At 73.1% G+C, this 12,948-nt stretch carries 14 protein-coding genes; 7 read left to right on the forward strand and 7 right to left on the reverse strand.

The window, feature by feature from the left end:
* The first annotated feature begins 77 nt into the window (after positions 1–77).
* On the forward strand, positions 78–929 hold the full coding sequence (locus ACHZ99_RS09615) for a helix-turn-helix domain-containing protein (protein ID WP_420304037.1): 852 nt from the start codon (positions 78–80) through the stop codon (positions 927–929).
* Between the two features lie 12 nt (positions 930–941).
* On the forward strand, positions 942–1,136 hold the full coding sequence (locus ACHZ99_RS09620) for a hypothetical protein (RefSeq protein ID WP_420304038.1): 195 nt from the start codon (positions 942–944) through the stop codon (positions 1,134–1,136).
* On the opposite strand, the gene ACHZ99_RS09625 is transcribed toward ACHZ99_RS09620, so the two are convergent.
* Positions 1,105–1,596: a TetR family transcriptional regulator gene (locus ACHZ99_RS09625; RefSeq protein ID WP_420304039.1), complete on the reverse strand. Its 492-nt coding sequence runs from the start codon at positions 1,594–1,596 to the stop codon at positions 1,105–1,107. The genes ACHZ99_RS09620 and ACHZ99_RS09625 overlap by 32 nt on opposite strands.
* 46 nt (positions 1,597–1,642) lie before the next feature.
* On the opposite strand from ACHZ99_RS09625, the gene ACHZ99_RS09630 reads away from it, so the two are divergent.
* A complete protein-coding gene (locus tag ACHZ99_RS09630) occupies positions 1,643–2,440 on the forward strand; it encodes a hypothetical protein (RefSeq protein WP_420304040.1) in 798 nt (265 codons plus the stop codon).
* 163 nt (positions 2,441–2,603) lie between these two features.
* Here the strand turns inward: ACHZ99_RS09630 and ACHZ99_RS09635 are convergent, their stop codons facing one another.
* Positions 2,604–3,128 carry a DUF4333 domain-containing protein gene (locus tag ACHZ99_RS09635; RefSeq protein WP_420304041.1) on the reverse strand — a complete coding sequence of 175 codons (525 nt, stop codon included), beginning with the start codon at positions 3,126–3,128 and terminating at the stop codon, positions 2,604–2,606.
* On the opposite strand from ACHZ99_RS09635, the gene ACHZ99_RS09640 reads away from it, so the two are divergent.
* A complete protein-coding gene (locus ACHZ99_RS09640; RefSeq protein ID WP_420304042.1) occupies positions 3,127–3,285 on the forward strand; it encodes a hypothetical protein in 159 nt (52 codons plus the stop codon). The genes ACHZ99_RS09635 and ACHZ99_RS09640 overlap by 2 nt on opposite strands.
* Before the next feature lie 274 nt (positions 3,286–3,559).
* Here ACHZ99_RS09640 and ACHZ99_RS09645 read toward each other — a convergent pair whose 3' ends face one another.
* From ACHZ99_RS09645 to ACHZ99_RS09655, 3 genes are all read right to left on the reverse strand, one after another.
* The gene (locus tag ACHZ99_RS09645; RefSeq protein ID WP_420304043.1) at positions 3,560–4,123 is read right to left on the reverse strand and encodes a DUF6939 family protein; all 564 of its coding nucleotides are present in this window, start codon (positions 4,121–4,123) and stop codon (positions 3,560–3,562) included.
* A gap of 142 nt (positions 4,124–4,265) precedes the next feature.
* Positions 4,266–5,096: a hypothetical protein gene (locus ACHZ99_RS09650; RefSeq protein WP_420304044.1), complete on the reverse strand. Its 831-nt coding sequence runs from the start codon at positions 5,094–5,096 to the stop codon at positions 4,266–4,268.
* 2,215 nt (positions 5,097–7,311) lie between these two features.
* The gene (locus ACHZ99_RS09655; RefSeq protein WP_420304045.1) at positions 7,312–8,181 is read right to left on the reverse strand and encodes an LLM class flavin-dependent oxidoreductase; all 870 of its coding nucleotides are present in this window, start codon (positions 8,179–8,181) and stop codon (positions 7,312–7,314) included.
* A gap of 334 nt (positions 8,182–8,515) precedes the next feature.
* Between ACHZ99_RS09655 and ACHZ99_RS09660 the strand changes: the two genes are divergently transcribed.
* Positions 8,516–9,148, forward strand: coding sequence for a hypothetical protein (locus ACHZ99_RS09660; protein WP_420304046.1), 633 nt, complete (start codon positions 8,516–8,518; stop codon positions 9,146–9,148).
* 127 nt (positions 9,149–9,275) lie between these two features.
* Here the strand turns inward: ACHZ99_RS09660 and ACHZ99_RS09665 are convergent, their stop codons facing one another.
* Positions 9,276–10,166 carry an NAD-dependent epimerase/dehydratase family protein gene (locus ACHZ99_RS09665; protein ID WP_420304047.1) on the reverse strand — a complete coding sequence of 297 codons (891 nt, stop codon included), beginning with the start codon at positions 10,164–10,166 and terminating at the stop codon, positions 9,276–9,278.
* An 80-nt stretch (positions 10,167–10,246) separates the two neighbouring features.
* On the opposite strand from ACHZ99_RS09665, the gene ACHZ99_RS09670 reads away from it, so the two are divergent.
* The gene (locus ACHZ99_RS09670) at positions 10,247–11,248 is read left to right on the forward strand and encodes a GlxA family transcriptional regulator (RefSeq protein WP_420304667.1); all 1,002 of its coding nucleotides are present in this window, start codon (positions 10,247–10,249) and stop codon (positions 11,246–11,248) included.
* A 256-nt stretch (positions 11,249–11,504) separates the two neighbouring features.
* Positions 11,505–12,131, forward strand: a complete 627-nt coding sequence (locus ACHZ99_RS09675) for a fascin domain-containing protein (RefSeq protein ID WP_420304048.1) — start codon at positions 11,505–11,507, stop codon at positions 12,129–12,131.
* A gap of 118 nt (positions 12,132–12,249) precedes the next feature.
* Here the strand turns inward: ACHZ99_RS09675 and ACHZ99_RS09680 are convergent, their stop codons facing one another.
* Positions 12,250–12,936, reverse strand: a complete 687-nt coding sequence (locus ACHZ99_RS09680; protein WP_420304049.1) for an endonuclease V — start codon at positions 12,934–12,936, stop codon at positions 12,250–12,252.
* Positions 12,937–12,948 lie beyond the last annotated feature (12 nt).

Here is a 12,948-nt window from a genome sequence, read left to right on the forward strand (position 1 = left end):
CATCACCAAGAGTAGACGAGTACGGGGCAGAATTGCTAGCCTCGTGAAAAATTCTGCCCCGGCTTGGAGGAATGGATTTGGCTGCCAGGAACACGCCGACTGAGCGGCAGAAGCGCTTGGGCAGCGAGGTGCGCAAGATCCGCACCTCCGCGGGCATGTCTGCCACGTACGCAGCGGGACTGCTGGGAGTGGACAGCGGCAAAATCTCCAACATGGAGTTCGGTCAGCGCACCATCACACCCGAGCGGTTGCGCACTCTGGCCTGCAACTGCCACTGCACCGACGAGAAGTACGTCGAGGCTCTGGTGGCGATGGCCGAGCCGGGCGAGAAGGGCTGGTGGGAACGGTACCGCGGGAGCCTCCCCCACGGGCTGCTGGACATCGCGGAGCTTGAGGCGCACGCCAAGCGGATGCGGATCGGAACGACCGTGCACGTCCCCGGCCTGCTACAGACTTCCGATCACGCCCTTGCCGTCTTCCGCGAGGTCATGCCGCCCCTGCCCGAAGACCAGGTCGGCCTCCGGCTCGCACTCCGCGCCAAGCGCCAGCAGGTGCTCTTCAGCGCCAATCCGCCTGACTATGTCGCAGTGGTACACGAAGCGGCCCTGCGCATGCAGTTCGGCGGTCGGGTGGTGGCACGCGCACAGTTGGGGCATCTTCTCGACATGTCCAACCGGGAGAGAGTCACCATCCGGGTGATCCCGTTCGACCAAGGCTCCTTCCCCGGCGCCGGCCAGAACATCCTCTACGCCGAAGGACCGGTACCCCAGCTCGACACCGTGCAGATCGACAACTCACACGGACCAGACTTCCTGCACGCGGACGGGCAACTCGCGAAGTACAGAGCACAACTGGACCGGCAGGAGGACGCGGCCCTGCCCCCGGACGAATCCCGGAACCTCATCCACGAGATCGCACGCCACCTCTAGAGAGAAGAAGACATGCCACCCACCATCGACTGGGAAGACCCGTTCTGCGGCGAAGGCAATGCGTGCTTCCGCATAGGCACGGACGCCGAGGGCAACGCCCACATCGCCGTCGCAGGCAGCGAGGAGCACCGCATCACCGACTCCGTCGAAGCCCTCCGGACCCTCATCCGCGACATCAAGGCCGGCAAGGCCGACCACCTGCTGTGACCGCACCACCCGCCATCCGGGGCGCCCGGCGCCGTACGGTTCCGCGCGGACGGAGCCCAGGACGAGCTTGGCGATGAGGATTGTCCGCCAGCACGTCGTCGAGCAGCGCGCCGATCGACGCGCGGCTCGCGTGTTCGGCCACAGCCTGCCGCAGGCCGGTCGTTCCTTTGAAGTAGTAGTGCACGAGGCCGGCGTTCGCCTTGGCGCGTGCAGCCACCGCACAGTGGGTGACTCCGCTCCAGCCCTGCTGGGCCAGAAGCGAAGCGCCGGCCTCGATCAGCTCCGCCCGGCGCTGCCGCCCTCGGGCGTCAGGCACCCGCACCTCACCTGATACAAGGCGAATGCACTGGTCGCGGGGTATCCGGGGCACGACGGCGCCCGCAGATCGGCAGCCCGCACGAGCCGGCAACCGCGCCCGCTGCCCCGGCCGGGACACCCGGGGCAGCGGGCGCAACCTCATGGTGGAAGATGGGGCGGCCCCCCAACTTCCAGTCACAGGAGTGGTGATGAGGGTGTTCGCAGATCACCTCCGCAGATCCGGCCGGAGAACCGGCGGCTGCGTCGTCGCGGTCGCGTTATCGATCGCGATGGCCGGCTGCGGGAGCCGGGACACCGCCGAGAGAGCGGATGAGGACGCGAAGAAGAACGAGGCGCAGGACACCAGGCCAGTCGTGCTCGTCAACAGGGCGCTGGAGACGACGTTCGACACGACGACGTCGCTGACGTCCACGAAGGACGCGCTGACGAAGGGGACGGTGGTCGTGCGCAGCGCCGTCGTCGACGGCACCCCCGAGTGCCACATGCGCATAAGTAAGGGCGACGACAGCTCCATAGATTTCCTGGTGAACGACTCAGGGATCTACACCCGCATCACAGAAGAAGCGATACGAGAGACTGCGCTGCGGCAGGGACAAGTGTTGCCGGAGCAGATCACGGCGATGGCCGGCCGATGGGTGAAGCGCGACGCGTACAAGGCCGAGATCATGCGCGAGGAGCTGTGCCGCCCGGAGGCTCAGCGTGCCCAGTTGGAGGAGCAGCTCCTGACCCCGAAGAACCTCAGGCACGGCAAGAAGGAAGCCGCGAGCCTGAACGGCCGGCCGACCACCAAGCTCACCTTCACGGGGGGACCGAGCAGGCTGGAGGTGCAGGTCGCGGCCGAAGGCCGACCGTACCTGCTGAAGATAGTCGAGTACGGTGGCGTGCTCTGGGAGTTCGGCGGGTTCGACAAGCCGTACCGGGTGAGCACGCCCGAGACGTCGATAGACGAAACGGACGTGGCGGCGGAGATCCTGGACGCCCTGTGACTGTGTCCACCCGGCGTGGCGTACCGCGCCGTCGTCAGCCGGGCCCGCCGCGCCAGGACCCGCTGAAGGCGACGGCAGGCCCTGGGCCGGGCCGGCCGGGCCGCAAGAGGCCCGCCGCGGACGGGTGATACGCCGTGGCGGGCCTCGCCGCGCGTGGTGCAGGTCAGCTCATGGGCGTCGAGTCGACCTTGAAGTCCATCTGGACCGTGTCTCCGGTGACCGAGGTCGCGGTGACCGTCACGCCCCACTGCTGGCTTTCCGCGCCGAGTACGCAGCGGATGGTGGCGTTCACCCGAGCCGGCAGGTCCTCGGTGCAGTCGAAGCTGTCGGGCTCCCGGCCGACCTGCGCCGCCAGGGCACTCCTGCCCTGGCGTTCGACCTCGGTGCTCGGCACCGACTCCGACGCGCCTCCGGCACTCGGGGACGCGGAGCCGTCCTCGGCGGGGGGTGCGGAGGAGTCCGTCTTGGGGGCGTCGTCCGCTTGGACGTCCATGTGGATCGTGTCGCCGTCGACCGACTCCGCGGTGACCGTCACGCCGATCTTGGTGCCGCCGTCGGTCAGTTCGCAGCGTACGGTCGCACCCACCTCGGCCTTGAGGTCGTCTTCGCAGGTGACATCGTCGGGCTCGCGGCCGACTTCCTTCGCCAGAGCTTCCGACGCCTTCTCCGCGACGTCCTCTTTACTCATGCTGTCCGACGAGCTTCCGAAGCTGACCGAGCACCCGGCGGAGAGCAGCACCGCCAGTACGCTCGCGGCGGCTCCCGTCACAATCCGGCTCGAAACTGCATGGCGCATTGCATCCCCCGAAAATACTCATGGCTCAATCCAGTCGATCGAATCATGAACATATCATTCGTCGATCAGGCCGGGCGGATGACCACGATGACGGTCCCGGAAACATCCGGGGTCGGCCGTGCCTGCCTCCTCCCGACGTCACGGTCCCGGCGGCATCGGCTGGACGGCACCCTGGCGGGTGCGGCCACGGCGCCCCCGACGCCCGCGGCACGGGCCCGCGGTCGATCGCGACCGGCGCTTTTCGGTCAGCGCCAGAGGCGGCGTACCTTCGCCGCCGGGGGCCTCCCGGGACACGTCCCACGGCGGGCGTCGCGGGCACCCCGTCACGCGGTCTCCGCGTCGGCTTCCCGCGGCCAGCGGCCCTCTGCGTACCGCTGGATGAGCGCCGCGTGGGAGAGCGGGCTGGTGGGATCCGCGACGTCGCCGTTGGTGGTGTAGTCCAGGAGCACGACATCGCTCTTGTCACGTATCCGCTCGACCAGGTCGGCGACGCGGTGTTCGAGGACCCACCGGTAGGCAGGCAGGTATATGCGGCGCCGGGCGCTCTCGTAGGGCAGCAGCCGGTCGCCGTGCAGACCGGTGCGGTGGCCCCGGACGGGACCGTACCGACGTACCGTTCGCTTCAGGCCCTTCATCGCGGTGATCCCGAGCCTGGCCGGGTCGACGTCGACGTCCTGGAAGACCTTGAGCGCCTGCCAGATGCCCTCCACGGACTCGCTGGTCACGCCCGCGTCGTACGGAACGGGGATGCCGCCGTGCGGATAGAAGGGGCTCAGCCGGACCCACGGCTCGGCGGTCCTGGAGGTCACGTCGACGAACTCCGCGCCCGGGAACGCGGCGGCGAGCGACGCCGCCGTACGGCGACGGCTGGCAACACGGATCGGCATCTGAGGTCTCCCGCCTCGGCGGCTTGGGCTGCCCAGCATCGCCGACGCCACTGACATCGAGGCGTCCGCACACCGCCTACGACGCCGGCGTCCGTACGGGGCGCACCGGGCGGAACTCGCGCGGGCGTGGGGGGGGGAGCGGTTAGCGGGCGTGAGGGGCGTAGCGGCGCAGGATGCGGTGGAGCTGGAAGGCCCACCGCGCCAGCTCCGCCTCGGTCCCGGCGTGCACCGTGCACGGCTCGGTCGAGCCATCGGCGGTCGCCGCCACCACGTCGAGGGCGCGCCACCGGAAGTGCGGGGCGACCGTCACCGAGTCCAGCTCCGCCCAGTCGAACTCGGTCGTGTCGCCCTCGACTCCGAGCGCGAGGCCGTCGGGGCCGGCGGTGAGGGCGTTCATGTGGTCGCGGGCCGACAGGGTGGGCTCCGGGCCCTCGCTGTCGGCCGGGTCGTCCTCGACGTCGAGCTCGTGGCCGAGGAGGGCCGCCAGCCACTCCAGCATCTCCGCCGCGGTGGGCCGCAGTTCCGGCTCGGGGGCCAGGCAGGCGGCAACGAGGGGGCGGATGTCACCGGTGAGGGGGTCGAGATCGGGCTCGTCGTGCGCGATGCGGTGTGCGGTCATGAGCGGCGTGTCCGCTTCGTATCCACTCCCGCCGGCGGCCGCCACCAGCACCGCGCCCAGCGCGAAGGCGTCACCGGCCCGGGTCGCCGCCCCGTCGTCGCCGAGCTCCGGCGCCCGGTAGGCGGCGGGCAGCGGGCCGACGGTCTCGGGGTCCACGAGCCAGGGCCCGTCCTCGTCCAGCACGACGCTGGCGGGATAGAGCATCCCGTAGGCCGGCGCTCCTTCTTCGCGTACGGCCTCCAGCTCGCCGACCAGCGCGACCCCGAGGTGTATGACCTCGTCCGGGTCCAGCGGCCCCTGTTCGACGAGCCGTTCGGCCAGCGACGGCGGCGGCAGCGGTTCCTCGTGGTCCATGACCGTGGATGCTCTCACGCGCCCCTGCGCAGCGCCGCCGGTTGCGGGGCGGCGGGGGGTGCAGCCGGGATCGAGGGTGCGTGGTGGGGGTGGCGGCGGGTGCGGCGGGGCGGCGGGGCGGCGACGGGGTGGTGGCCGCCGCCCGGAGGGTTCGCGGTCGACGGGGGGTCTGGCGTCGGGGGCGGGCGGGGACGGTGGGTGGCCGGGTGTCGGGGCGGCGTCGGGGGTGGGCGAGAGCGGTGGTGAACCCGGTGCCGGGGTGGACGCGGCAGCGTCGCGCTGGGCGAGGGCGGCGGGTGGACCGGTGTCGGGGTGGGCAGGGCGGCGACGGGGTGGCCGAGTGCGGTGGTGAACCCGGTGCCGGGGTGGACGCGGCAGCGTCAGGGGCGGCCGGGGGCGAGGGTGGGCCGGTGTCGGGTGGGCGGGGCAGCGACGGGGTGGCCGGGGGCGATGGGTGACCCGGTGCCGGGGTGGACGCGGCAGCGACGGGGTGGGCAAGGACGGCGGGTGGGGCGGTGCCGGCGGAGGCGGCAGCGTCGGGGCGGGCGGGCGAACGTGGGGGCCGCGGCGTCGGGGTGTTGGAGCATTTGTCCCCCGGGGCCCCGCTGCCCGGCGTGTCAGGAGTGCGGGCGTCGGGCTTCGCCGGCGATATGGCGGAGCTGGGCGGCTATCGGCCCTCGTATCGCTTCCGCACCGCAGGGCGCCCCACTGGCGCTGCCGACCGGCGGCGATGCGCCTGCGGCTGCTCGCCGCCCCCGGAAGGGGACGCGCCGCGTGTCACAACCTGCGGTAACCCCCTCCCCGAACCCGGGCAAATCGCCCGCCAGGGCCGAGTTTTGACCAGCTACGTGCGTGCGGGAGCTCGTTGCGCACGTGGCGGTGACGAACTCGCGGTAACCCACCCATCAAACCGGCCCGAATCGCCCACCGAGGCCGGGTTTTGACCACTCACGTGCGCGCGGACGCTCGGCACGCACGCGGCGGTGACGAACCCGCGGTAACCCACCCGCCAAACCGGCCCGAATCGCCCACCGAGGCCGAGTTTTGACCACTCACGTGCGCGCGGACGCTCGGCACGCACGCGGCGGTGACGAACCCGCGGTAACCCATCCGCCAAACCTGTCTAAATCACCCACGGGGGTCGGGTTTCGCCCGGCGACGTGCACCCCGGCGGGCCCTGGCCGCACCGGGCCCCGTGCGGACCCCGGAGAGCGGCGCGAGCGGGCGCCGCAGGGCAAGGTGCGGCCCCCGGGCAGCGGCGCGGACGCGATACGAGGGCCGATCGCTCGCCAGCTCCGTGCCAATCGCCGATCAGGCCCGACGCCCGTACTCCTGACACGCCGGGCAGCCGGGCCCCGGGGGACAAATGCTCCACACCCCCGACGCCGCAACACCCACCCGTACGCGCGCCCACCCCGATACCGCCCCTGCCCCCGACGCCGGGCCGTCCGCGGACCTGCCCGTCCCCGACACAGGCCCCACCCGACGCAGGCCCGCACACACGACCGCCCACCCCGACACCGCCCCCTCCCCCGGCACCGGGCACCCACCGCCCCCGGCCGCCCCCGACGCAGACCCCCGTCGCCGAGGCCGTGCACGCACGACCACCCACCCCGGCGCTGCCCGGCCCACCCCGCCACCGCTCCACCCACCGCCCCCGGCAATCCCCGACCCAGCCCCCCGGCGGGAGACGCCCCGGCCCCGTACGGCTGCAACCCCGCGCTGTCAGTGCGGGCGCATACCCTGGGGTGGGAGTGCGGGGATGTGAGGGCTGGGCGGATCTGGGGTACCAGCGACGCTCCCGAGCACCCGCGCGCCCGACCCAGCACCCCGCTCCCCCGCCCCCGCGCCTCCGGCGCCTCGTGCCCCGCGCCCGCCTCCGGCACCCCGCACCTCCAGCGCCCTACGCCTTCCGCGCGCCGCACCTCCGGCGCCCCACGCCGTCGCCGCGCCGCCGCGCCGCCCGCAGCGCCCCGCGTGCCCCCGCGACCGCCTCCCACGCCTCCCGCGCCCCACGCCGTCGCCGCGAAGCGGGCTTCGCACCGCCGCCGCGCCACCGCGCCGGCAGCGCCCCCCTGCGCCCGCCACAGCCGCGCCCGCCGCGCCGCCGCGACGCCGCACCCGCAGCGCCCCCGCCCCCCGGCACCGCCGCCGCGCCGGCCGCGCCCCCGGCGCCGCAGCCGCGCCCCCGGCGCCCCCGCGCCCCCCCCGCCCGCTACCCCACCGTCGGCGGGCCCGCCTCCACCCGGCGGCGCACCGGCGCCAGGTGGTCCAGGTCCGGGCCCGACTGGATCTGCCGCTCGTCCCACCACGTCGCGCCCGCGTGGTGCAGCGGGCCGATCACGTCCCGCGCCTTGGCCGCGTCCGGGGGCGTGGCACCGCCGAGTACGAACTCGAAGGGCTGGTCCGCCCCGGCCGCCGCCCGGTGCTCACGTACGTACGCGACGAGTTCCCGCACCTCGGCCGGCTCCGGCACGTGGCCGTGCCTCGCCGACTCGAACAACGGCACCGCCCCGTCCCACCGCGCCGCCCGCCGCATCGGCGGGCGGCGCGGCCAGAACCCGCCGATCCACACCGGTGGCCGGGGCTGCTGCACGGTGGCGGGCAGCAGGGCGGCGTCCCGTACCTCGTAGTGGCGCCCGCGGTGGTCGACCGGCTCGCCGGACCAGAAGCGCCGCAGCAGGTCCAGCCCTTCATCCAGCCGCTCGCCCAGCACGCGCGGTTCGGCGTGGTCGCCGAAGCTGCGGTACTCGTCCTCGACGGGGCCGCCGAGGCCCGCGCCGAAGGTCACCCGCCCGCCGCTGAGCGCGTCGAGGGTGGCCACCTGCCGGGCGAGTTGCTGCGGGCGGTAGCGGGGGACGGGGGTGAGCAGGGGGCCGAGCCGGATCCGGGAGGTCGCGAGCGCGGCGGCGGTCAGCAGCATCCAGGGATCGCCGAAGGGCCGCCCCTGGTGCCGCCGGTGCAGGACGTGGTCCCAGACGAAGAGCCCGTCCCAGCCGGCCTCTTCGGCGGCGGCCGCGAGCGTGGCGACGTTGCGGGGGTCGGCGAAGTCACCGAAGTTGGGGATGTTGACGGAGAAGCGCATCTGCGCAGGATGCGCGGCGAGCCCCGCGCGGGGCAATCACTTTCGCAGCGGGTCGGGCACCCACGGCGGCCAGGCACAGCGCCCCGCTCCCCTCCCCGCCCCGGCGCCGGGAACAGGGCGCCGTCACACACCCTGCCGCGGTCCCCTCCCCCCGGCGGTGAGTGCGACTTCATGGTGCAAGATTGGGCGTCCACCAACTTCCACCCCCGGAGGGGTTATGCCTGCGTTCCCCGGCGAAATACGTCGATCCCGCCACAGAACCACCGGTCCCCTGCTCGCCGCCGCCTTAGTCCTCGCCCTGAGCGCCTGCGGGAGCCGCACCCCCTCCGAGGAGATGCTGGTCGATGACGCTCTGGCCACCACCTTTGACGAGGTGGACAGCGTGACGTCGACCCACCGGACGCTGACGGACGGGTCGACCGTGATGCGCCGTTCCGTGGTCGACGGCGAGCCTCAGTGCCACATGCATGTGAGCGACGGCCGGCGCAGCATCGACCTCCTGCTGAACGACTCGGGCCGCTACACGCGAGGCAACGAGGAAGCGTTCCGGTGGACTCGCCGCCAGGGAGCGGATGTCACACCGGAGCAGATCGAGGAGAGGGCCGATCGCTGGGTGAAGCGCAGCAATCCGCTCGCGACCGACCTCCTCCGCGAGGACGTCTGTGATCCGAAGGCTCAACGGACCATCCTGGAGGAGAAGCTCCTCGCCCCGAAGAACCTCAAGGACATGGAGAAACAGGACGGGGCCGTGAACGGGCAGGAGACCACCAAGCTCATCTTCTCGGGCGGCCCGGACACGGTCGAGGTGCACATCGCGGCGGAAGGCCCTCCGTACCTCCTTAAGGTCGTCGAACGCGGCGGTGGCATCTGGACGTTCAGCGACTTCGACGAGCCGTACCGGGCGGAGACTCCCGCCGAGTCGATCAGTGAGGACGAGCTCTCCGGCCAGGCCGTCGACCTCGTCTGACGCCGGCACGGCGCCCTCCTGTGGCGCCCGCCTCCCGCCCCCGCCAGGGCCCGGCCGGTACTGCGGCAGGCCGGGCCCAGGCGTCGTAGCGGCGGACCACGTGACGGTGCCGGCGGGGCTCTCCCGGTTACACCACCTCCCCCAGCACCTCGTCCACCGCCGTAGCGGTCACCCCGAGGACCTTCTCCGTCTCCGACCAGTCGACGACGAACGGGTGCCCGGGCTTGACCAGAACCTCGTGCATCTCCGCCCAGAACGGCTCCGTGAGCGACAGCAGCGCGATGTCGCGTTCGCTCAGCTCCTCCATCCGCGGCTCGGGCGCCCCGGCCAGGGTGGCGAACCGCGCGGCCAGTTCCCGTACCGGCAGCGTCGAGGTCGGCGCGTGCCAGGCGCGGCCGTACGCGGCCTCCTCCCGGCTCGCCGCGATCAGCGTGCGGGCCGTGTCGGTGATCGCCGAGTAGCTGTGCGGTACGTCGAGGGGTTGCGGTACGAGGACCGGCCGGCCCGCCCTCACCTGGCCCTGCACCATGAGGCTGAACACCGAGACGGCGCCGGCGCCGTAGAACTGCCCCGCCCGTACCTCCGTCACCCGCACCCCGGAGGCCGCGGCCTCCTCCCAGACCCGCGCCCGTGCCCGGCCCTTGGGACCGGTCGCGGCGAGCGGGAGGTCCGGGGTCAGGGGACCGGCCACCGGGCCGTAGGCGTAGTGGTTGCCGAGCATCACGTACGCGGCGCCCGTCCGCCGCACCGCGCGCAGCAGGGACGCCGACAGGACCGGGAACTGCTCGGGCCACAGGTGGTACGGCGGGGCGGCGGTGGTGAAGAGCGTGTCCGCACCCTCCGTCACTGCGGTGAGCCGGTCGGTGTCGGTCGCGTCGGCGGCGATCCGCTCGACGAGGGGGTGGTCGGGGCCGCCGCCGGTCCGGCTGAGCATCCGTACCCGCTCGCCGTCCGCGGCCAGCAGCAGGGCGGTCTTCGACGCGGTGGCTCCGCGCCCCACGATCACATGAGTTGTCATGCGGACGACGGTGCCGCCGCGCGGCCTCGTACGATAGTGGCCGGAATGCCAAGTGTCCGGAGGTTCAGGCCATGGAGGCCATGCACCGCATCGCCGCGGTCACCGTCCAGCCGGTGCTGAGCTTCGACGTGTCGATCCCGCTCATGGTGTTCGGGAGCGTTCCTCAGTACGAGGTGCGCGTGTGTGCGGTACGGCCCGGGCCGATGGGGACCGTCGGCGGGCCCGACATCGTCGTCCCGTACGGGCTGGAGGGGCTGGACGGCGCGGACACCGTGCTCGCCGTCGGCAGCGGCGGCGAGGAGGCCCCGGCGGAGGTGCTGGACGCGCTGCGGAAGGCGGCGGCCCGCGGCGTACGGATCGCGTCCCTGTGCACGGGGGCGTTCGTCCTCGCCCAGGCCGGCCTGCTCGACGGGCGCCGCGCCACGACCCACTGGGGACTGGCCGGCGACCTCGCCGCCCGCTTCCCGTCCGTCGACGTACAGCCCGACCTCCTCTTCGTCGAGGACGGCGGCATCTTCACCTCGGCGGGGGCCGCCGCCGCCATCGACCTGTGCCTGCACCTGATCGGCGTCGACTACGGCGCCTCGGTCGCCCACACGGCCGCGCGGCGTGCGGTCGTGCCGCCCGTGCGGCCGGGCGGGCAGTCGCAGTTCATCGAGACGCCGCTGCCGCCGGAGCGCGGCACCTCACTGGCCTCCACGCGCGCGTGGGCGCTCGAACACCTCGATCGCCCGCTGACGCTCACGGACCTGGCCCGGCACGCACGGACCAGCGTGCGGACGCTGACGCGCCGCTTCCGCACCGAGACGGGGGTGAGTCCGCTGCAGTGGCTGCTGCACCGGCGCGTCCAGCGGGCGAAGGAACTGCTGGAGACGACCGGGCTGCCGATGGACCAGGTGGCCGCGAAGAGCGGGCTCGGAAGTGCGGATTCGCTGCGGAAGCACATGTCCGCCCAGGTCGGCCTCACACCCACCGCCTACCGCGCGAGCTTCAGCCGGGCCGCTGCGCCTCCGCGCGCCCCACAGCCCCCGGCCGCTCCCGGTTCCGGAAGCGAAGGCGCCGCTCGCGCGAATCCCGGGTGAACGAAACGGGAACGTTGCGCCTCGATTGCCAGTTCTCATCCGAAATTCGTACAGGGGTGCAAAAGTGCGCCTCGGGGGAAGGGCGGGGCAGTCGGGCACGACGTCGGTGCCCGCAGGCTCTGAGGGTGGGATCTCCGTGTCCTGGTGTCCGCCGCTGCCGTGCGGCGGACGGCCGCCGCCGTTCCGCGACAACTGCCGGCGCGCCCGGTGTCCCGGCGGGCCGCGAGGCATCCACCGACATGAAGGACAGGACAACGTGAGACGCACGCTTGTAGCACTGGCCAGCCTCTGCACCGCGCTCGGACTCTCCGCGCTGGAGACGGCCGCGGCGCAGCCCGGCTCGTCGCCGGCGGCGGCGCCCGACGGGTGGCAGGAGGTACAGGGTACGGAGGCGGCCGGCGCGCTCGGCGGGGCGCCGGCGCGTACCGCCGCGGCGGACGCGCAGGACACCATCGCGATCCAGTCGGTGACCAACGGCCGCTTCACGACCGCCGAGGTCAACTACGCCGCCCCGCACACCGGCGTGCTGCGCGCCCGCTCCGACCGCCCCGGCGGCTGGGAGACCTTCGACCTGATCTGGGACGAGGACACCGAGACCTACGCGCTGAAGTCCAAGGCCAACAACCGATTCGTGGCGGTGGAGCGCAACTTCACCGGCAAGGCCGCGAACGTGCTGCGCGCCCGCTCCACCACCGCCGGCGCCTGGGAGCGCTTCTCGCTCTGGTACAACGAGGACCTCGACCGCTGGGCCTTCCGCTCCGAGCTGAACGGCCGGTTCGTCACCATGGAGAACAACTACACCGGCTCCCTGCGGTACGTGCTGCGCGCCCGCTCCGACCGCCCCGGCGGCTGGGAGGAGTTCGCGCTGTACGACCGCAGCTGACCGACGACACCGCCGCCGGGTGTCCCCTCCGGCCGCCCACGCCCCACCGGCGGCCGGAGGCCGGGTCCGGGGCGGCGAAGACGGCGACGGACGGACGCCGACGCGTCACGCGCGTACGCTACGGGCCGACTCCGCGCAGCACCCGGCGGCACAGCCTGTCCGCGACCCGCGTCGTCTCCGGCAGCCGGTACCGCCGCGCCAGCCCGAGCGTGACCGCGCACGCGCCCTCCGCCCCGACCAGGTGACCGGCGGACACGTACACCGGCTTCACCCCCGTCTGCGTACGAAGCGCACGCCCCACCGCCTCCGCACCGTCCATCAGGGGCGCCGACGAACCCCGCTCCTCGCCCGGCGCGTCACACCGGAAGTACAGCGGGTTCTTCGCCACCCCGAACGACGGAACACCCGTCAGCACCCCCAGGTGACTCGCCAGGCCCACGCGGCGGGGATGGGCGATCCCGTACCCGTCGCACACGAACACGTCCGGCGCACGGTCCAGTTGCCGCAGCGCGGCCACGACCGCGGGAATCTCCCGGAACGCCAGCAGCCCGGACACGTACGGGAACGCGATCCGCGACACGGCGGTCACCGAATCGACGACGTCCAGACTCCCCACATCCAGCACGGCCACCGCCGCCGCGCACACCCCGGCCTCGTCGTCGTACGCCACGTCGACCCCGGCCGCCGTCCGCCACCGCGACACGTCGAACGCCCCCTCGACCCGGACGAGACCCCGCAGCCGCCGCTGCTCCGCCACCGCCTCCTCGACGGACCGCGGCTGACGCAACTCCCCGACCGGCTCCACCCGGCCACCGTA

Source organism: Streptomyces sp. MAR4 CNX-425 (genome assembly GCF_048656465.1).
Classification (GTDB): Bacteria; Actinomycetota; Actinomycetes; order Streptomycetales; family Streptomycetaceae; genus Streptomyces.